Origin of the sequence: Maribacter algarum (ex Zhang et al. 2020) (assembly GCF_005885635.1) — a bacterium.
GTDB lineage: Bacteria > Bacteroidota > Bacteroidia > Flavobacteriales > Flavobacteriaceae > Maribacter_C > Maribacter_C algarum.
Genome location: NZ_VATY01000002.1, coordinates 762739 through 782932, shown reverse-complemented (window position 1 = coordinate 782932; position 20194 = coordinate 762739). Strand labels below are relative to the sequence as shown.

At 37.8% G+C, this 20194-nt stretch carries 25 protein-coding genes; 11 read left to right on the top strand and 14 right to left on the bottom strand.

The features are described from left to right. Positions 1–9: 9 nt before the first annotated feature. Complete coding sequence (locus tag FEE95_RS12325) at positions 10–519, top strand: YceI family protein (protein ID WP_138658247.1); 510 nt, start codon at positions 10–12, stop codon at positions 517–519. A 98-nt stretch (positions 520–617) separates the two neighbouring features. Continuing rightward, positions 618–1568 carry a TerC family protein gene (locus tag FEE95_RS12320; protein WP_138658246.1) on the top strand — a complete coding sequence of 317 codons (951 nt, stop codon included), beginning with the start codon at positions 618–620 and terminating at the stop codon, positions 1566–1568. Here FEE95_RS12320 and FEE95_RS12315 read toward each other — a convergent pair. The 8 genes from FEE95_RS12315 to FEE95_RS12280 all read right to left on the bottom strand — a co-directional run bounded on the left by FEE95_RS12315 (position 1565) and on the right by FEE95_RS12280 (position 7414). Beyond that, on the bottom strand, positions 1565–2002 hold the full coding sequence (locus FEE95_RS12315) for a hypothetical protein (protein WP_138658245.1): 438 nt from the start codon (positions 2000–2002) through the stop codon (positions 1565–1567). The two genes, FEE95_RS12320 and FEE95_RS12315, sit on opposite strands and share 4 nt — an antisense overlap. A gap of 74 nt (positions 2003–2076) precedes the next feature. Continuing rightward, complete coding sequence (locus tag FEE95_RS12310; RefSeq protein ID WP_138658244.1) at positions 2077–2310, bottom strand: hypothetical protein; 234 nt, start codon at positions 2308–2310, stop codon at positions 2077–2079. Between the two features lie 11 nt (positions 2311–2321). Then, a complete protein-coding gene (locus tag FEE95_RS12305) occupies positions 2322–2576 on the bottom strand; it encodes an acyl carrier protein (protein WP_138658243.1) in 255 nt (84 codons plus the stop codon). Between the two features lie 30 nt (positions 2577–2606). Continuing rightward, positions 2607–3881 carry a beta-ketoacyl-[acyl-carrier-protein] synthase family protein gene (locus tag FEE95_RS12300; RefSeq protein WP_138658242.1) on the bottom strand — a complete coding sequence of 425 codons (1275 nt, stop codon included), beginning with the start codon at positions 3879–3881 and terminating at the stop codon, positions 2607–2609. Continuing rightward, entirely contained in the window at positions 3874–4326 is a 453-nt protein-coding gene (locus tag FEE95_RS12295) for a 3-hydroxyacyl-ACP dehydratase FabZ family protein (RefSeq protein WP_138658241.1), read from the bottom strand. The genes FEE95_RS12300 and FEE95_RS12295 overlap by 8 nt, the downstream gene beginning before the upstream one ends. Positions 4327–4423: 97 nt before the next feature. Beyond that, positions 4424–5479, bottom strand: a complete 1056-nt coding sequence (locus FEE95_RS12290; protein WP_138658240.1) for a type III polyketide synthase — start codon at positions 5477–5479, stop codon at positions 4424–4426. 94 nt (positions 5480–5573) lie between these two features. Continuing rightward, on the bottom strand, positions 5574–6296 hold the full coding sequence (locus tag FEE95_RS12285; protein WP_138658239.1) for a methyltransferase domain-containing protein: 723 nt from the start codon (positions 6294–6296) through the stop codon (positions 5574–5576). Then, positions 6290–7414 carry an NAD(P)/FAD-dependent oxidoreductase gene (locus FEE95_RS12280; protein ID WP_138658602.1) on the bottom strand — a complete coding sequence of 375 codons (1125 nt, stop codon included), beginning with the start codon at positions 7412–7414 and terminating at the stop codon, positions 6290–6292. The genes FEE95_RS12285 and FEE95_RS12280 overlap by 7 nt, the downstream gene beginning before the upstream one ends. A 172-nt stretch (positions 7415–7586) precedes the next feature. Here FEE95_RS12280 and FEE95_RS12275 point away from each other — a divergent pair, with 172 nt between their 5' ends. The 4 genes from FEE95_RS12275 to FEE95_RS12260 all read left to right on the top strand — a co-directional run bounded on the left by FEE95_RS12275 (position 7587) and on the right by FEE95_RS12260 (position 9859). Further along, entirely contained in the window at positions 7587–8162 is a 576-nt protein-coding gene (locus FEE95_RS12275; protein WP_138658238.1) for a Crp/Fnr family transcriptional regulator, read from the top strand. Positions 8163–8171: 9 nt separating this feature from the next. Continuing rightward, positions 8172–8867, top strand: coding sequence for a hypothetical protein (locus tag FEE95_RS12270; RefSeq protein ID WP_138658237.1), 696 nt, complete (start codon positions 8172–8174; stop codon positions 8865–8867). 86 nt (positions 8868–8953) lie between these two features. Further along, complete coding sequence (locus FEE95_RS12265) at positions 8954–9307, top strand: YciI family protein (protein ID WP_212748432.1); 354 nt, start codon at positions 8954–8956, stop codon at positions 9305–9307. A 24-nt stretch (positions 9308–9331) separates the two neighbouring features. Further along, complete coding sequence (locus FEE95_RS12260) at positions 9332–9859, top strand: SRPBCC family protein (protein ID WP_138658236.1); 528 nt, start codon at positions 9332–9334, stop codon at positions 9857–9859. A gap of 154 nt (positions 9860–10013) precedes the next feature. Here FEE95_RS12260 and FEE95_RS12255 read toward each other — a convergent pair whose 3' ends face one another. From FEE95_RS12255 to FEE95_RS12245, 3 genes are all read right to left on the bottom strand, one after another. After that, positions 10014–10706 (bottom strand): YiaD family glycine zipper/OmpA-like lipoprotein, encoded by a 693-nt coding sequence (locus FEE95_RS12255; protein ID WP_138658235.1) that lies wholly within the window; start codon positions 10704–10706, stop codon positions 10014–10016. A gap of 11 nt (positions 10707–10717) precedes the next feature. Further along, positions 10718–11197, bottom strand: coding sequence for a lipocalin family protein (locus FEE95_RS12250; protein ID WP_138658234.1), 480 nt, complete (start codon positions 11195–11197; stop codon positions 10718–10720). Positions 11198–11377: 180 nt separating this feature from the next. Beyond that, a complete protein-coding gene (locus FEE95_RS12245; RefSeq protein WP_138658233.1) occupies positions 11378–13354 on the bottom strand; it encodes an alpha-ketoacid dehydrogenase subunit alpha/beta in 1977 nt (658 codons plus the stop codon). 130 nt (positions 13355–13484) lie between these two features. Between FEE95_RS12245 and FEE95_RS12240 the strand changes: the two genes are divergently transcribed. The 5 genes from FEE95_RS12240 to FEE95_RS12220 all read left to right on the top strand — a co-directional run bounded on the left by FEE95_RS12240 (position 13485) and on the right by FEE95_RS12220 (position 17598). Further along, positions 13485–14435, top strand: a complete 951-nt coding sequence (locus FEE95_RS12240) for an isopenicillin N synthase family dioxygenase (protein ID WP_138658232.1) — start codon at positions 13485–13487, stop codon at positions 14433–14435. 4 nt (positions 14436–14439) lie between these two features. Then, the gene (locus tag FEE95_RS12235; RefSeq protein ID WP_138658231.1) at positions 14440–14766 is read left to right on the top strand and encodes a translation initiation factor; all 327 of its coding nucleotides are present in this window, start codon (positions 14440–14442) and stop codon (positions 14764–14766) included. A 134-nt stretch (positions 14767–14900) separates the two neighbouring features. Then, positions 14901–15833: a DUF1835 domain-containing protein gene (locus FEE95_RS12230; RefSeq protein WP_138658230.1), complete on the top strand. Its 933-nt coding sequence runs from the start codon at positions 14901–14903 to the stop codon at positions 15831–15833. Position 15834: 1 nt separating this feature from the next. Then, complete coding sequence (locus tag FEE95_RS12225; protein ID WP_138658229.1) at positions 15835–16707, top strand: nucleoside phosphorylase; 873 nt, start codon at positions 15835–15837, stop codon at positions 16705–16707. 45 nt (positions 16708–16752) lie between these two features. Next, a complete protein-coding gene (locus FEE95_RS12220; RefSeq protein ID WP_138658228.1) occupies positions 16753–17598 on the top strand; it encodes a substrate-binding domain-containing protein in 846 nt (281 codons plus the stop codon). A gap of 16 nt (positions 17599–17614) precedes the next feature. Here the strand turns inward: FEE95_RS12220 and FEE95_RS12215 are convergent, their stop codons facing one another. From FEE95_RS12215 to FEE95_RS12205, 3 genes are all read right to left on the bottom strand, one after another. Beyond that, complete coding sequence (locus FEE95_RS12215; RefSeq protein WP_138658227.1) at positions 17615–18040, bottom strand: response regulator; 426 nt, start codon at positions 18038–18040, stop codon at positions 17615–17617. A 158-nt stretch (positions 18041–18198) separates the two neighbouring features. Then, positions 18199–18864, bottom strand: a complete 666-nt coding sequence (gene ung, locus FEE95_RS12210) for a uracil-DNA glycosylase (protein WP_138658226.1) — start codon at positions 18862–18864, stop codon at positions 18199–18201. A gap of 86 nt (positions 18865–18950) precedes the next feature. Then, a complete protein-coding gene (locus FEE95_RS12205; protein WP_138658225.1) occupies positions 18951–20015 on the bottom strand; it encodes a DUF6340 family protein in 1065 nt (354 codons plus the stop codon). Positions 20016–20194: the final 179 nt, after the last annotated feature.

Sequence of the window (20194 nt, the reverse complement as noted above, 5' to 3'; positions counted from 1 at the left end):
CTATATACTATGAAATTTCAAATCGCAATAGTCCTATTAATTTTTTCCAATTTCCTAGCGAAAGCGCAGAGCAATATTCAAATTTCATCTGCTGACGTTAGTTTTGTATTTGTGAATAACGATGTAGAAGGAACCCTCGAGGGGTTTACATCAGAGTCGGTTTTGGATTTTGACCAAATCGAGAACTCAAAGCTCAAGGGGTCTGTAAATGTTGAAACCATTAGCACAGGGAACTCCGTTCGTAATTGGTCCTTAAGGCGTGGAAAGTACTTCGATGTTGACAATTTCCCTAAAATAAATTTTGAAAGCTCTTCAGTTCGGCAAGAAGGAGATATCATCACCGTAAACGGCAAGCTAACTATTAAAGATGTTACCAAAGACATCACATTCAGCTTTGAAAGAAATAATAAGCAACTCGTTGGAAAAACTACGCTCTACAGTTCTGATTATGGAATCAATATCAAAAGTGACCGAGAGAAAAATAAAGTCTTGGTCAAGCTAGTATTTCAGTTGAAATAGGTATTTGAACCATAGACACCTGCACTTTAACATTTTTTCGTTCCTCCCCTACTTAAAGCTAAAATGATTGTTACATTTGTGCTCTTAAAATCGCACCTATGTGGATTTGGATTATTTTTATCGCCTTCATTTTAGTTTTTCTTGCGCTTGACCTAGGCGTTTTCAATAAGGAAAATCATGTCATAAAAACCAAGGAGGCAAGTATCTGGACAGCCATTTGGGTGACTGTTGCTCTTAGTTTTAGTGGTGTCATTTATTGGTTATTTGCCAATGGATTGGTTGATAACCCTACGGGGCTCACCCCAAACACTGCGGTTCTCAAATATATTACAGGATATCTAATCGAGCTTTCTTTAAGTGTTGATAATGTCTTTGTTATTGCTGTTATTTTCTCCTCTTTTAAAATACCAGCACTCTATCAGCATCGCGTTCTTTTCTGGGGAATTCTCGGTGCCATCGTATTTAGAGCCTTGATGATTCTATTTGGAGTTGCGCTAATTACCAAGTTCGAATGGATTATCTATGTTTTTGGTGTTTTTCTGCTTTGGACAGCATTTAAAATGTTAAAAGGTGAAGAGGAAGAATTTGACCCTAAGAAGTCATTTGTATTTCGACAGATAAAGAAGATATATCCAATAACGGGAAGTATTCAAGGCGAAAACTTCTTTGTGAAACGTATGGGAATCAAAGCCGCTACCCCCCTATTTGTAGCCTTAATTGTAATTGAACTTACCGACATCCTTTTTGCCTTGGATAGTATTCCTGCAATTTTAGCCATCACGGCGGACCCCTTTATCGTTTTTAGTTCGAATATTTTAGCCATCATGGGGCTCCGTTCTATGTATTTCTTGATTTCTAGGATGTTGGAGAAGTTCCGTTTTATCAATTATAGTTTGGTTGTAATTTTAGCTTTTGTAGGACTAAAAATGCTTTTCTCACATTACATTCACCTTCCGGAGTGGGTTTCGTTAACGGTTATCTCAGTAGCCTTGATTGGTGGAGTGATTGCTTCGTTGACAATTCCAGAGAAAGAAGCAAGCGCAGATTAGACAGATTCTTTTTTCCCAAAAAGAGCATCATATATTTTTTGAACACCCCAATTTCCAACTGGAAAGTATAAGGCAAAAAATAATGCCATTCCTAATGCAAAATTGCGCTCGTTGAAAAGCTGGTCCAACAAATTGTTCGGATATGCATAGGACGATTCAAAAGCATAGCCCCCAAATTCCAAAAGACACATCGCTACCAACCCGTAGGCATATTGGGCATGAAAAGGAAGCTTGCGAAGCAACAAGGAAACCGGAACCATGTAAACAATGTAACAAGTAATCACCTGCCACCAATAGGTAAATCGAGCGATTTCAACTTGAGCACCAAACCAATCCATCAACATTCCCCAAGAAAAATAGACAATACAATAAATAGCTATCAAGCGCTTATCTACATTTAACTTGGACTTTGCCCATACTATAAATTCAGTCATTTTCTCGATTGTTGGATTGTTGGATTGTTGGATTGTTGGATTGTTGGATTGTTGGATTGTTGGATTGTATGAGGTTAACTTCTTTTTTTTAATTCTCGCCCTAAAATTCCTGCTTGTATTAAGAAAACTGCTCCTGAAATAGTTACACAAAGTGATATGGTACCTGCTAAAACCCACTCATACCATATTGAACCACCATGCTTTAAAAAACCACTTTCAATCATGCAACATAATCCAAAACCGAAAAGTAGTGCGCCTAAAGTTCCCTTTATCAACCATTTTCTTTTAAGTTTTTTAAAGTCTGGCATCGAAGAAAATACTATTTATCAGAAAGTTTAGAATCTATTATTCGTAGCGCATCTTTAACGGTTTCCATTTGGTCCATGTCTTCATTTTCCAAGCGGATATCAAAAGCATCCTCTACATCAAGAACAATATCAACAAGGTTAGCAGAATTAATATTCAATTCATTAATCAAATGACTTTCCTCTGAAATATGTTCCGCTGAAACATCTTCAGGAAGATAGATTTTTATGATATCATGTAGTTTTTGATAATGCTCAGTTCCCGTCATTAAATGTGTATTTGAAGTGATATTTTCAATTCAGTCGTTAAAAGCTTTAAAAATAACACAAGCATTTACATCACCAAAACCAAAACTTGCCTTTGCCACTATTTTTGCGGAATGCAGAATCGTTTTTCTAGGGATTTTCTCCTCGTCAACCAATTCTAATATCTCGGTATGGAGGTCGTCGCAGTTTACATTACCGAAAACTTGACCTTTCCTAAACTGAAGCACGGCACCAACACTTTCAATACTTCCGGATGCCGCTAAACAATGCCCAAAAAGTCCTTTAAACGAATTTACATAGGGAAAATCTTTTCCATCACGCTTTAGAGCTTTTGCCCAATTCTTTATTTCAGTCGGGTCTTTCGAAGTGGCGGTAAGATGTCCGTTTATGGCATCTACATCCGCACTCTGAATGTCTGCACTTTCCACTGCTTCTCGTATACATCGCTGCACTGCATGGCTATTGGGAGCCGTCATACTTCCTTTCCCCCGCTGTCCGCCACTATTCACCGCACCTCCTAATACTTCTGCATAGATTTTAGCACCACGTTCTTGAGCACTTTCCAAGGATTCTAGAATCAAAGCTCCCGCACCACTGCCTGGAACAAAGCCAGCCGCACTAGCACTCATTGGTCGACTTCCTTTAGTTGGATTGTCATTGTACTTTCTAGGTAAAATGCGCATGGCATCAAATCCACCCCATACATACGGACCACTATCGCTACAGCTTCCCGTCAATATGCGTTTTGCTTTTCCGGAAACAATACGGTCATAGGCCATTAGAATACCCTCTGTACCTGTGGTACAAGCAGAAGAGTTTGTAGTGACTTGATTGCCACATCCTAAGATTCCGCCTAAATACGCGCTAATTCCGCTGGCCATGGTCTGCAGTACCGTAGTGCTTCCTATGCGTCTTACATTCTTTGAATCTACCAAATGCGTGGATTCTCGAAACTTGTCCACACCTAGAATTCCTGTACCGAAGATGATGCCACTATCCCAATCGGGTGCTTCTTTTTCTGCAATAGATAATCCTGCATCTTTCCATGCATCCGTTCCGGCGATGACCCCGTATAAAATGCCACTGGCATTCAATCCGCGAAGCTGCAAGGGTGTAAAATATTGATTGATTAACGTTTCGTTCAATTGCGGTTCTCCTGCAATTTGACACGCAAACTCTAAGTCTTCAAGCTGTTTATCAAAACGAATTCCACTCGTACCATCTTGCAGGGCTTTGGTAAAATCATCTAAACCTATTCCGTTCGGTGCACATACGCCAAGTCCTGTTATTACAACGCGTTTACCCATTTTTGTTCGATTTAAGCATGCCAGAAATTGTGCCTTTGCAAACCAACTTCCCTTCGGAATTGTGCATTTTTATTTTACATTTTAGCTTGTGAAAACGGAAATATTCTTTTTCGGAACTAACAACTACTTTTTCATTCGGAAAAACAGGTACCAAGAATTCCATTTCAGAACTACTTAAGCCAATTTGTACATTTTCTCCCATCGTAACTTCCTCATTGTTCAGAAGATAAATTCCCAATGCTACAACACCTATTTGCGCGCAACACTCGGTTAAAATTACACCTGGTGTAACGGGATTATCTTTGAAATGGCCCTTATAAAAATCAGAATTGGCATCAAAAGTATACGAGCCCTCTGCCCCATTTTCATCTATATGTAGGAGTTCATCAACAAACAGAAAAGGTTTGGTGTAAGGGAGTTTTTGAATGATTTCTTTATAATTCAAATAGTTTGTTTTACTAATCAATTTTGAACTTGAACTTAATATTGAACTTTTTGCTTTGGAGCCATTCGACTCCGCTCCGGATGACAATTAAGTCAATCTACCACTCCAACAAAACCCGTTGTGCAGAGAAGCCGGGGCCAAAGCTCAAAATCAAACCTTGCTCGCCTTTTTGAATATCTTTTTCAAGAAAACGCTCCAAGACATAAAGTACTGTAGCACTGCTCATGTTGCCATATTCTCGTAAGACTTCGCGTGTGTCGTCTATATTCTTTCCTAATTTACCAAATAGTTCTTCAACTGTCTGTACAATTTTTCGTCCACCAGGATGAAAAATCAAATGGTCTACCTTTTCAATAGAACTTCCATTCCGTTCTAAGAATGGGTGTACAATATCTGGAAAATGATTCGCAATTGTTTCTGGCACTGCTGGGTCAAGAATCATCTTTAATCCGTGGTTGGTCATGTCAAAACCCATCATTTGAGTGGCGTCTTTAAAATGATACATCTCCTCTCCTACGATTTTAGGACCTTTGGCATCTGCTTCTGAAGACAATAAAACGCAAGCAGCTCCGTCGCCAAAAATAGCAGCACTCACCATATTTGCCATGGAATGGTCATGAAGCTGAAATGTCGCAGTCGGACTCTCAACAGCAACCAAAGCTATACGTTTATCTGGATTTGATTTTAGAAAGTTCTGTGCGTAAATCAGTCCTGAAACCCCGGCTGCACAGCCCATTTCTGTGACTGGTAGACGCACCACATCTTGTTTCAAACCTAAGTCATTAATAAGATACGCATCCAACGAAGGAATCATAATACCTGTACAACTTACGGTAATTATATAATCAAGGGAATTTGCTTCCCAACCACTTTGCATCAGGGCTTTTTGTAAAACGGATTTACCTAACTTTTTAACTTCCCGAACATAAATCGCATTCTTTTCTTCAAAGGAAGTGGCGGTAAAAACCTCTTCAATATTCATAATACCGTAGCGCTTATCAACAGCGGCACCTTCAAATATTTTTACCACTTTTCTTCGAAAACGTTCGTCTTCATCAGCCAACCATAACTCAACAAAAGGGATGATATCTTCGGTACTTCGGCAATATTCAGGCAGTTCTTTGGCAACCGTAACTATTCGTGTCTCGTTCATATGTATCTAAACTACCTCAAGGCAAGCAAGGCCCCGAAGAATTCATTAGGAAATAAATTTAATTTGGAGGCAAGCCTCGTTTTTTAATTCTCGATTATTTAGTAAGTCGATTGGGTTGCATAATCCATACATAACGAAAGGCCCATTTCCATTTGATATCGTGTTTGATATGGGGCAAGCTCTTCGCGTATTGAATTAAATCAGATTTCACAAAACCTTTACTAATGGAAATCAATCCATCAATTTTTGCCGTTTTTGTTTTTATAAAAATAAGGCTAAAGGCTTTAAATAGATAGTATGCCCAGCGACTTCTGTGTAAATCATTGATTACAACTCCGATACTGGCTAATTGATTAAACTTTTCAAGAAAAGTCAAAAGGTCTTTGTTTACAAAGTGATGCATCGTAAGTGTATTGATTACAATATCGCAGTTCAAATCAGCAACTTTCAATTTTAAAATATCGCGGTGTTGGTATTCAATTTCAGGGTAATCTCCAGATGCCTCCTCTGCCAATTGCAAGGCTTCAGTGTTTAAATCAATACCGATTAACCGAACTTTAATATTCCGCTTCTTACAGTACTTCGCGACTTCGCGGAGCATGTTACCATCACCGCAGCCCATATCAACAATCGTATAGCTTTCTTGCGGATGGACTTTCATCAATTCTGCAACTGCATTAACCGTAATATTACTACCGCCTAAAATACGGTTCACACGATTGATATCATCGAAAACGATACGTAGGCTTTTAAGTCCCTCACGAAAGTCATCCATCAGCTCAGGTTGATTACTTCTTTCAGATAAATCTATTAACATACTATCGGTTTTCCATGAGTTTGTCGTACTAATTTTCGAAGTAAGGCGGGCGATGTTGTCACAGCTCGCAATGCCAAATTTGACATTTCTTCATTTAGTAATAAAGATTGTAAATGCCTACCCATCCACAAGCGTTTTTTAAAGGTTTTTTGCCATTCTTTTTCATAGGCTGTTTCCAATTGTTTTCTATTGGATGTATCCTTTAGAAAGTGATTCACTTGTTCTGAAGCAATCTTTGCGGAATGAATTGCCATCGCCATACCATTACCGCAAAGTGGATGAATGAGTCCCGCAGTATCTCCACACATCAAAATATGGTTTTCTATGGATTTCTTCTGCTGAAAGGATATTTGAGCAATCGTCAAAGGTTCATTGAAGATAGGAGTTGCTTTTCCCAAGAAATCATTCAAGAACGGATTTCTAGAAACCACCTTTTCATTGAAATCGGAAACATTTTTTAGTTTTTGGAAACTCGAGTAGGAAGCTAGATAACAAAAGTTAACAGCCCCTGTTTCGGTTTTTGATAAACCACCGTACCCTCCTTTAAAATTATGCAAAGCCACTTGATTCTCAGGAAATTCATCGAATTCATAATGCGACTTCACCCCTAACCAGCCAGATTTTTGTTTAATAAAATCTCGATTCAAACGTTTATCTATGGGACTTCGTTTACCATAAGCTCCAATCGTTACCTTAGAAGTAAAGGTTTGATCATTTTCTGTGCTAACTTCAAAAAAATCAGCTTTAAATTCAATTTCCGTTACCGATTCAAATACAAATTTGACATCATTGGCAACTGCCCTTTGATGTAATAAATGGTCAAAACTGTAACGACTAATACCGATACCACCTAAGGGCAATTGTGTCTGCGTCCACTTCCCGCTAACAGTACTTAAGGTTAAGTTATCTATCTGAACGGCCTTCGAAGAGTCCATCGGCACTCCTAAAGCATTCAGATACGGAATGATTTCATTAGAAACATACTCCCCACAAACCTTATGATGCGGATAGGTCTTCTTTTCCAACACTAAAACCGAATGTTTTTCTTGGGATAAATGGATTGCCGCTGTCAAGCCCGCAAGGCCACCACCAACAATAATTACATCATAGTCATACACCAAGGAAAGATACGTTTAAAATTAAAATCTATTGCTAGGGTTACAGTCGAGATAGTTTTGGAAACTTATCAATTTTAAAAGTTTAATTTATTGAAATGAGGTTATGAATACTTTTTGTTAAATTGCTTATGGTACGAATTGCTACCTTTTAAAACAGAACTTCATTCAATTAATGAATCAATCACATTTTTTACAAGGCATTTTCAAGCCTGAAAATTTTAATCCAGAGGAGTTAGAATTGATATTAAGACAATTTGATGAAGTGGAGTTTGGTAAAAATGAATACTTGATTGAAAAAGGAAAAGTTGCGAATTACTATTACTTTTTAGAAACAGGTTTTTTGCGCTCTTATACTATTGACACCGAAAGAAATGATATCACCACCAAATTCTTTTCTCAAAATGACATCGTTATAGACTGGCATTCCTATTTCTTAAAGAAACCTTGTAAAGAGTCCATTCAAGCGGTAACCAAAGGAAAATGCTGGAAAATAAGTTTTAACGACTTTATGAAATTATTTAGTATTGAAGCTTTTAGAGAAGTAGGTAGAACCAGATTGGTAAACAACTACTTTGAATTAAAAAATCATTCTATATCGGTAATTGCAGACCAAGCAAAGGATAGGTATTTGAATCTGATTGCTGAAAAACCTTCAATAGTTCAAAATGTTCCTTTAAAACATATTGCCACTTTTTTGGGAATAACTGATACTTCGCTAAGTCGCATTAGAAAAGAAATCACTTTATAACAGTAACGCATGTTTTCAACTCAAGTCCCGATTATTTTCTCAATTCTGTTCTTAATAGCATTTACGATTCCTGTACTAATGGTAGCCGGATTGGCAAAAAAAGGAAAGGTTAAAAACGGATTTTGGTGGGTTCTAGGTTTTTACATTCCTTATTTAACTGTTGTGGCTATTGCTAGTCATAACGGATTCTTTGATGATGTGATGTTACCTCCTAAAATTGTACTGACTACAACACTTCCTTTGGCCATATTCGTTACCATAATATATGGCACCAAGATATGTAAAGCAGCAAATACTGTTTTGAGCTTAAAGGATTTAGTCAAGATTCATATATTTCGACTCATTGGCAGCACTTTTATAATTCTCTTCCTTTACGATTTACTCCCACCCGTCTTTGCTTTATTCGCCGGTATAGGGGATGTATTGACTGCTCTATCCAGTATTTTTGTCGCTAAGGCTATCGAGAACAATAAAAATAGCGCTCGAAAGCTTACTTATGTTTGGAATACCTTTGGTCTTTTTGATATTTTAGTTACTTCAGCATTGGCTATTATCTTTACTAAAATCAGCATTGATAATGGTATTCAAGGCGTTGAGTTCTTAGCAGAATTTCCGTTTTGTTTTATTCCTGCCTTTGCGCCACCAACCATCATATTCCTCCATCTTTTGGTTTTCCGGAAACTATCTGCAACAAAAACGGGCTAAATCCCATTTCTTGTCATAGGCAAAGTTTTTTCTCTAACCCCTCCTCTAGTTTTGGTGTATTGTTTAACACTTAAAAATTAGAAGGTATGAACACAGAACAAAATTTCATGATGTTATTCAGGTATACTCCAAATCCTGAATACAAACCGACAGCGGAAGAAATGTCACAGATGCGTCAAGATTGGGGAAGTTTTATTGGCAATATTGCGATTAAAGAAAAGCTGGAAAGCACCTATCAATTAGGCTTTGAAGGAAAACAGATTTCAACAGATTTAAAAGTATCTGATGGGATGTTGATTTCTGAAAACAAAATAATCAGCGGAAACATGATTGTTAAAGCACATTCTTTAGAGGAGGCCGTAGAAATGGCTAAAAACAGTCCCATACTAAAAATGGGAGGTACAGTTGAAGTTCGTTCTATTATTCCAATGGAAAATTAATACAAACACTAAAACATGAAAAAAATGATATTTATACTAATCGTCGGCGCGTTGCTTTTATTCTTAGGAATAGGATTTTATAATGCTAACAAGTTACAGCATATTCACATTCAAAAAACCGTGAATATTCAATCAGATATTGAAACCACATTTGACAACGTGGTTTTTCTGAAAAACTTTACAAAATGGTCTCCTTTTTATGAAGCAGACCCCAATCAAAAAACAACTATTAAGGGAAATGATGGGCAAGTAGGTGCGCAATTTCATTGGGACGGAAACAAAGGTAAAGACTTGGGCTTTCAAGAGATAACAGAGATTAAACCTTTGGAATACATAAAAATGGAATGCGATATTCAAAAACCATTCAAGGCAAATCCTACCTTTGAGTATTCCTTTTCAAAAAAGGGCAATCTTATAAAAGTAACGCAAGACTTCAATCTGAAATCTGGATTGGTAGATTCCTTTTTTATGTGGCTTTTTGGCGCAAAAAAGGATATGGAAAAAATGAACGCCAGAGGAATGGAACGCTTAAAATCAGTAAGTGAAGAATAGAACCATGTGTTGGTAAAATTCGTCATTATCACTTAAAAAAGAGGTCCAAAAATCAATTTTTATGTCATTTCTTAGTTTTTGATTTGACAGTTGCTTAAAAATTGCCTTTTTAGACCTCTTCCTTAAAACTATTTTTCAAAAAAACGAAAAGTACTTATCTACTTGTTTTGTTTTTTGCTTCATCTTTTAGCTCCTGACTCGCAACGATGGCTAGTTCCACACGACGATTCTTGCTTTTACCTTCAGTTGTTGAATTATCTGCTCTAGGTTGTAATTCTCCGTACCACTTTGTGGTAAAACGACTTTTATCAATACCTTGGGCAATAAGATAATTGGTTACCGATTGCGCTCTTTGTTGTGATAACTTCAAATTGTAGTCCTCAGGACCGGCGCTATCCGTATGCCCTTCAACCAAAATATAGGATTTGGGGTATTCTTTAAATATTCCTGATAATCTGTTCAAGGTTTCTACCGATGTTCCTTTTATGTTCGATTTACTGGTATCGAAATATACACCAGCTTCTTCGTTAAAGACTACATTTATTCCTTCTCCAACCCGTGTCACTTCTGCTCCAGGAATTTCTTCTTCAATGCGTTCGGCTTGTCTATCCATTCGGTCTCCAATAAAACCTCCGGCAACGCCTCCGACGGCAGCACCAATAATTGCACCTAAGGCCGTGTTGCCTTTACCTACATTATTGCCAAGAACTCCGCCTATGACCGCACCACTAGTGGCACCTACAACAGCTCCTTTCTGTTTGTGATTTGCATTTTTTACGGCACTACAGCTAAGAATCAGACTTGCCGATAGTGAAAGGAATATACTTTTTTTTAAATAGGTTTTCATGGGGAATTTTTTTAAGATTTTTTATTGAATTTGTAAACGACATTTATCACTTTTCCATCAACAGTTGCGTTTGATTTCAGCACCATCTCACTTGAGGTAAGTTTAGTGATATTAAGGCGATATCCTTTTCCAGAAATATCTTTATTCTTTTCATCAATACGTTTGAATTGCAATTGACTAGAGTAATTCTCCGAATTATCTACTACAGACCAACGCATAAACCGATCACCACCTTGGCATAGGGATGATGATGCTAAAGTATAGCGTCCTGTACTATTGTTATCTCGAAAATACCAATCGCTTCCTTCGAAACAGATGTCATCTGCATCGCTGAATAGGACCGATTTGAAATTACCAGTTCCGTTTTCATAGCTTATGTCATTGAGCGTCCAAGTGCCACTCAACATATTACGTTTTTCACGCACCGCTTTTGAAATTGAACAAGAAGAATAGAGTGTGACAAAAGCCACAAGCAATAGGATTTTTTTCATATTATGGATTTTCAGGGTTGTTCTATTTACGTATGAATAGTTCGAACAGTTTTTATTCAAACGTTAAACATATAATAATATGGTATTAAAAAGATTCTATTCGATGAATGGTAAGAAAGAATTAAACTAGCTCAGGGCTTTTATCGTTCAATAAATATTAGCGTCAAAATATAAATTCATTTAATACGCCAACAAATCAAGTAACTCAGCGGCAAATCTATCTTTAGGCAAGTAGTTATTTTCCAGGTTTTTAGCAAATGGTATTGGTGTTTCAATACTTGCCACTCTTTTTACCGGAGCATCTAAATGTTCAAAGCAGTTTTCCATCACTAGGGCGGAGATATCACTCGCAATTCCTCCAAAAAGACTGTCTTCTTGTAGAATGATTAGCTTTCCTGTTTTCTTAACGGATGCATATATGGCTTCAATATCTAAGGGCGCAAGTGTTCTTAAATCAATCAAGTCCGCTTCAACTTCTTGATGCATTTCTAAAGTTTTCAAAGCCCAATGTACTCCGGCTCCATAGGAGACAATAGTAATTTCACCGCCTTCTTTTAAAATGGCCGCTTTTCCTAATGGAATGGTATAATAATCAGAAGGTACATTCTGATAGACACTTCGATACAAACCCTTATGTTCAAAAAACAGTACAGGATTTGGGTCATTGATAGCGGTATTCAACAAACCTTTGGCGTCCTTAGGAAATGCAGGGTAAACCACTTTTAATCCAGGAGTCTTCGTAAACCATGCCTCGTTGGTCTGTGAATGAAATGGTCCCGCACCTACGTCGCCGCCGCACGGCATACGGATAACTACATCTGCTTTTTCGCCCCATCGATAATGTGATTTTGCCAGATAATTTACAATAGGATTAAATCCTGAACTTGCAAAATCAGCGAATTGCATTTCCATCACGGCTTTCATACCATTAATGGAAAGTCCCATTGCTGCAGAAACAATCGCAGATTCACAAATGGGCGTATTCCGTACTCGTTCTTTCCCGAAGGCATCTACAAAGCCGTCGGTAATTTTAAAAACACCTCCATAATCGGCAATATCTTGCCCCATAATAACCAAATCATCATACTTCTCCATGGATTGTTTTAGTCCGTTCGAAACAGCATCAACCAAACGAATGTTTTCTACAACACTACCTTCTTTAACATGTTCATATTCAAATGATTTATAAACATCTTTTAATTCTTTAGTTTCACTTATTTCAACTTCATTTTCATCAAAAGCCAGTTTTAGATTCTCATTGATTTCAGCGGTAATCTTTGCTTTGATAGCATCGATTTTCTGTGTATCTATAATCTGCTCGTCTAGCAAGAATTTTTCATAGTTGGCGATAGGGTCTTTTTGTGCCCACTTCTCCATCAACTCCTTAGGAACATATTTTGTACCACTTGCCTCTTCGTGACCCCGCATCCGGAACGTTTTAAACTCTAGAAGAATCGGGGCAGGATTTTTACGCATCTTTTTACAGAGTTTGTCAACTGTGGCATAGACCTCAAGAATATTATTCCCGTCTATAATATGGGATTCCATGCCATAGCCCTTTCCTTTATCTGCCAAATGTTCACATTTATACTGCTCTGAAGTAGGCGTTGATAATCCGTAACCATTATTTTCAATACAAAACAAAACTGGGAGATTCCAGACGGCCGCCACGTTCAAAGCTTCATGAAAATCACCTTCACTTGTTCCACCTTCGCCAGTAAATACCGCCGTTACGTGGTTATTCTTCTTTAAAACATCCGCCAAGGCAATGCCATCCGCGACCCCTAATTGCGGACCTAAGTGTGAAATCATTCCGACAATATTGAATTCTTGTGTTCCGAAATGAAAACTACGGTCCCGTCCGTTTGTAAATCCGCTAGCTTTACCCTGCCACTGCGCAAAAAGCCGATACAAAGGAATATCTCTAGTCGTAAAAACCCCCAAATTTCTATGCATGGGAAGGATATACTCCTCTGGTTGCATCACACTGGTCACACCCACCGAAATCGCCTCTTGACCAATGCCACTAAACCACTTTGAAATCTTCCCCTGACGTAGCAAAATCAACATCTTTTCCTCAATCATACGAGGTTTTAGCATTCGCTCATAAAGACTAATTTGGGTTTTTTTGGATACTTTGGAGTTTTGGTACTGCATGTTATATTTTAAAGAAATCAGGTTCAAAAACGGGATAAATTTAACAATAAAGAACACAAAACCATTGAAAAGATTTGAGAAGCCGCATCAATATTTATTAACTTTGATTGAAACCTTTTAATTTATCTGTATGAGTCTCGTACCCAGTGTTGATTTAACGGATTTCACCTCTGGTGATTCCGTCCGAAAAGAAAAGTTTATCAAGGAAATTGGTAAAGCCTTTGAAGAAATTGGTTTTGTGGCGCTGAGTGGACACTTTCTTTCTGAAGAATTGGTTGAAGATTTGTATTCTGAGATAAAGCAGTTTTTCGGTTTGCCGCAAGAGACCAAAGACAGCTATGAGATTGCCGGGATTGGCGGACAGCGCGGGTATACTTCCTTTGGAAAAGAACATGCCAAAGGTAGAAAAGAAGGTGATTTAAAAGAGTTTTGGCATTTCGGTCAGTATGTTGAGGACAATCCCAAACTAGAATCTGAATATCCGGATAACGTAACTGTAAAAGAGCTTCCAAAATTTAATGCCATTGGGAAAGAAACCTATAAAATGCTTGAAAAGACAGCTAAATATGTGCTTCGGGCCTTAGCTTTACATTTAGACTTAGAAGAAACCTATTTTGATGAATATATTAGGAATGGGAATTCCATCTTAAGACCAATTCATTACCCTCCTATTACTTCAGAGCCTAAAAACGCAGTCCGTGCAGCTGCGCATGGCGACATTAATCTAATCACCTTACTAATGGGTGCGCACGGCAAAGGACTACAGGTGATGAATCACAAAGGGGAATGGGTAGATGCCATTGCCCGACCAGACCAACTCATGATTAATGTTGGTGATATGCTTTCACGACTCACGAATAACAAGCTAAAGTCCACGATACATCAAGTGGTGAATCCTCCGAAAGAGCTTTGGGGCACTTCGAGATATTCGATTCCGTTTTTTATGCATCCTATAAGCGAAATGTCTTTGAATTGCTTAGAAAACTGTGTGGATGAAGCTAATCCTAAAGGATTTGAAGATACTACCGCTGGGGAGTTCTTGCATGAGCGCTTGATTGAATTAGGTCTAATCAAGAAATAACAAGATGGATTTACAAGACCAACTCAAAAATCTTTTTCCTGACCATACACCTGAAAAGGAAGAGAAAGCGATTGAAAAAAGTGATATCTGGCTGCAAGAAGAGCCTATCATTTGCAAATATGAAAAGCGAAAAGGAAAGCCGATTACTATTTTAGAAGGTTATAACGGTTCGGATTCAGACTTTAAGAAGCTAGCAAAAGAAATTAAAACCAAATTAAGTGTTGGAGGAGGTTTTAAAAACGGCACAATCATTATTCAAGGTGATTATAGAGATAAGATTATGGATATGCTTAAAAACAAAGGTTTTAGCGTAAAACGTGTGGGCGGATAATTAAGACAATAAGTATGGCACTAAATCTTGCAGTACTGCGTTTTAGTAAACTTAAAGTTGATTTTGTGTTAATTTTATTTTGACGGATTCAAATAAATGTTACTTTTAACACTACAACCTAAACTACTGACTCTATGAGTTCCCTTTTGCATATTACAAATGGAGATAGTTTTACCCAAAGACTAGACTCCCTTAAGCTTAAAGGTGATGTTATCACATGGCGCGAAATGCTTTGTGAAGGCAAAACACTTACCAATGTAGGCAGCGAATCTTTTTGGAAAGCCCGTTTTGAATTCCTAAACAAGAATTACAAGGTCTCAAAATCTTCATTTATTGAGAAAACCTTAAAAGAATATCGTTCACTTTGCAATCACAAGCAGCAAGACCAAATCGTACTATGGTTTGAATATGATTTGTTCTGCCAAGTGAATATGTTAGCCGTTATCAGCTGGCTGAAATCAAATCGTAAGTATGCCGAAATATCTTTGGTTTGTAGTGGTAAAGAAGATAGTACTGACAAGCTATACGCCTTGAATGAGCTGAACGATGAGCAATTGCTCAAACTCTACGAAAATAAAGTTGTCCTTAGACAAGATGATATTGAATATGCGGATTATGTATGGCAGTTGTATTGCAGTGATAATCCGATGCGCTTAGAAAATCTTACGGATTACAAAAATTACCAATTCGATTATCTATCAGATGCTATCACAGCGCACTTGCATCGTTTTCCTTCTATTAGGAATGGACTTAATGCCATGGAAAACAACATTCTACAACTTAGCGCAGACCAAAAACTCAAGAACAAAAAAGAGCTTTTAGGCACAATTCTTAAAAATCAAGGTTCTTTAGGTTTTGGTGACAGTCAGTATGAAAGAGCAATTTCTAGGTTAAAACCTTTGTTTTCTTCTTTCAATCCGGTCAAACTTACTCAAAAAGGCAAGGAAATTTTGGATGCCCAAACAAGCTACTACTCCTGTATTCAGGATAATGATGTATATCTAGGGGGTGCTTTAAAATATAACTTCTTGTACAACACCAATACGGATAGAATTCTAAAATTATAGAATGCAATTAGGGCCATCTGAGCTTATTCTAAATGCTGATGGCAGCATTTACCACCTTAATATACTTCCTGAAGATATCGCAACCACCATAATTACCGTTGGTGACCCTGACCGCGTTTCTGATGTATCCAAACATTTCGATTCCATTGAATTCAAAAAAGGAAAACGAGAGTTTATAACCCATACGGGGACTTTGAACAAAAAACGCATCAGTGTTATTTCTACTGGAATTGGCACAGATAATATCGACATCGTTTTCAATGAATTGGACGCTTTAGTCAATGTAGATTTTGAGAAACGTATAGTAAAATCCAATAAAACGAAACTGGATATTATCCGAATAGGAACCTCAGGTGCGATTCAATCGGATGTAGCTGTAGATTCCTTTTTGATAAGTGAATTTGCCATGGGATTTGATGGACTTTTACATGCCTATAAGAGCGATACCATTCAACATAAGGTAATTTCGGAAGCCTTTGTAAAACACACAGGTTGGTCTTCAGATAAATCGGTACCCTACGTAGTCAAATGCGATAAGAGCCTAGCAGCTCAATTATCCTCAAATCGTATACGATTTGGACTAACAGCCACAAACATTGGGTTCTATGGGCCGCAAGGCAGGAAACTTCGTTTAGAACTAGCCGATGTATCCTTGAATAACAAAATCGCTTCTTTTGAACACGATTCCCTTAAAATAACCAACTTAGAAATGGAAACTTCAGGTATTTATGGGCTCTCAAAACTGCTAGCTCATCGAGCAGTTTCTATGAACTGTATTTTAGCCAATCGTGTTACGGGTGAGTTCTCAAAAAATCCACAAAAAGCAGTTGACGACCTCATTCAATATACTTTAGAAAAGTTGATGAGCAACTAAAATGAGAAGTCGGCAACTTGTAGTTTTGATTTGCAATTGATTCCTATGAAAAAAGTAAATATTATTGGTGTACCCGAGCATTTCAACCTTCCATGGCACATGGCTATTGAAGAAGGTGCTTTTACAGAAAGAGGCATTGACCTAACATGGACAGATATTCCCGAAGGAACAGGAAGAATGTGTCAAATGCTTCAAGACCATGAAACAGACTTAGCAATTATTCTAACCGAAGGCCTGGTAAAAAGTATTACCGAGGGGAATCCTTCCAAGGTTATTCAAGAATTCATTGCAACTCCATTACAATGGGGCATACATGTTGGCGCCAAGAGCAAATACGAAACCATAGAAGAGCTTTCAACAACAAAAGCAGCAATCAGTCGCTTCGGCAGCGGAAGTCATCTTATGGCTTATGTAAATGCCCAAAGGGAAGGGTGGAACATTGATGATTTACAGTTTGAGGTAATCAATAATCTCGACGGAGCAGTCGAAGCTCTAACTGAAGGTACTGCAGACTATTTCCTTTGGGAGCATTTTACCACAAAACCAATTGTGGACAATGGCACTTTTCGAAGATTAGGGGACTGCCCTACCCCTTGGCCCTGTTTTGTTGTTGCCGCGACGAATAGATTTATGGACGAACATCCGTCAACTTTAAAGCATATTTTGGAAATTATAAATATTCATACTTCTGAATTCAAGAATATTCCAAGTATCGATAAAACCTTATCTAATAGATACAGCCAGCAGTTGCCTGATATACAAGAATGGCTTTCGCTTACGCGATGGAGTCAGAAACAAATTGAAAAAAAGGACATCGACAAAGTCTGTAGTACCCTTAAAGAATTAGGTAGAATTGAAAAATTATTGTCGTTTCAAGATATAGTGGCCTAATTTTAATTACACTTCACTATTTACTCGCTGGAAAGTACTTAGCCACCAATGTTCGGAGAGCCTTTTCTGAAAGTGGTTTTTGAATGAACTCTTTTATAATTGGGTTTTTCATCGCCTTTATTTTGTCCCCTTCATTCTTGCTTGTTGTAAGCATAATAATGGTGATTTCATCCTTAATCTCAGCACTAACCTGTTCTTCGTAAGCTTCTAAGAACTGCCATCCATCCATGAGCGGCATTTTAATATCCAATAACAACAAACATGGCATGAGGACTGTTGTGTATTCTTCAGATGGAATCAATAAATCTAAAGCTTCTCTCCCATTTAGGACAAAGTCGACATCTACGTTGAGGTTTAATTTTCCAATAAAAATTTTGTTGAATAGATTACTAATTTCGTCATCGTCGACTAAAAGAATGGAATTCAAATTAGGGGAATTCATAAAATTAAAGGTGGTTTGGCTTTAACTAAAGTAGTAATTTTCCTTCTATTGAATTTCTTATTGATTAGGTTTTCGTGTTTTGTTTAACAAAATTCCATTTAAACTACAGTAGCAGCTATTTATGTTAAACAAAAAATGAAAGCTCGAACCTTACTTTTTCACCAACTTATAGGTTCTTTTTCTAAAAGGTTCAAAATTTCATTTGCTTGACTAAAATGTCCGTTTCCAAACCAATAGCCACGATTTGCACTCAATGGTGAAGGGTGCCCTGAGGTGAGAACTTGGTGTTTGTCTGAATCAATCAATCTAGATTTCTTTTTGGCAAATCCACCCCAAAGTAAAAAAATGAGGTCTTCTCTTTCATCTGATAATTTCTTGATTACGGCGTCGGTAAACTGTTCCCAGCCTTTTTTCTGATGGCTTCCGGCTTGATGCGCTCGTACTGTAAGCGTTGCATTTAGTAAAAGTACTCCCTGTTTCGCCCAGCGTTCAAGGTTACCACTTTCAGGATATGAAACGCCCAATTCATTCTGAATTTCTTTAAATATGTTGATTAAAGATGGTGGATGAGGAATGTCATCTTTGACAGAGAAACAAAGTCCATTAGCTTGGTTTGGTCCATGATACGGGTCCTGCCCTATAATAACTACTTTTGTGGCCATAAAATGACAGTGGTCAAAGGCGGCAAAAATATCCTTTCCTTTGGGATAGCAAGTACCAGAGGTGTACTCTCCTCTCACAAAATCAATAAGGGAATGAAAGTAAGGTTGTTGAAATTCCTGTTTGAGGTGCTCCTTCCAGCTTTCATGTATTTTGACATCCATATATAATTCTCCTTTTTTACCAAGGGTAAAAATAGATGTTTTGGCCTACTTATGCTATAGGCTTCTGCACAAAGAGAGGGTCTTTTTTAATCTTCAAATGAAGTGTTGGCCAGTTGGACTTTTAATACATCACTCTGTGCTTGTCGACGTTCCAAAGCAGTTATGTAATCTAGCGTAGCATCCTCTTTGTGCAAATCGTAAGACTTATTTGCCCAATTCATTGCGGCATTTAGGTTGCCATTAAATTCATTTATGACGGCAAGATTATAACATGCCCGACCACTTATTTTTGCTTTAGGGTTTGCAATTTCTTCCTCCCACAGCTTTATCGCTTCATGATAGGCTCCTTCTTGAATTTTATCATCGGCTAACTCAAAATTTCTTGTACCTATTACGTAGTAATGCCTTTGAACATCTAGCTTTTTGGGTTGCATACGTTGTGCATATGAGCTTCCAGCACTTTTACTTTGTTCCAATAGAGTTTCGCGGCGTTTATCAATAGCCTGAAGTGCATCAACAGGACTTATACCTTTTGCCGACGCGGTAATTTGTTCGTTTGAGGTAAACTCGTCAACTAATATTCTTTGTTTTGGGTCATAAACTCGCCATCCGTTCTCGATAAGGGTTTCTAAGGTTATCTCTTGGGCGGAAACACGTGTTCTGTCGCGCATCATGTCTAGTTGATCAATTTTTGTTTTCTTTAAAGAGAATTGTGTTTCAGTATCGTGAGAGGCTAAGGAGAATATAGCATCAACACCATTAGTCTGGCAGATTTCAGCTATTTTATCCCAGGTAGCATTGCTTGGTCTTGTTCCAAAATCAGTCACTTCTCCATCAAGGTTTTCCAAAATTCGTACGGTATCAAAACGTTTATCTTGCGCCAATTCATCGAAAAGCCCAGTCAGGGCAGCTTCCGTCCCCTTTTCCGCAAGCCATCTTTCTTCCATTACGATGAGTTGTTCCAAGCGGGTGGAATAGCTCTTTACAAATGACGACTGGCTGCTGTTTACGATACCAATTTTTCTAATTTGACTGGAAAAATCAACAGGGGAAGGCTCTATAGTACTAATTGTCAATTCCTTAGTTGAAGTACAACTCGTAAGCGCCACTAAAACGCTACAAAAACCTAAGACTTGGAAAAAATGTTTCATATAAATTTGAATAACATACGAGGCGTAAGAAACGCTATCGCGTAAGTAGGTTCTGACTAAAACAGCTATTAGGGTTAAAATATTGTATTAAGGGTGTGCATTTGGTCGAAAAAACCACGGATTTGTTATGCACACTCCGACTTTCCTGTTCTTGGACTTGAGAATGTTTTTAGTCTAAA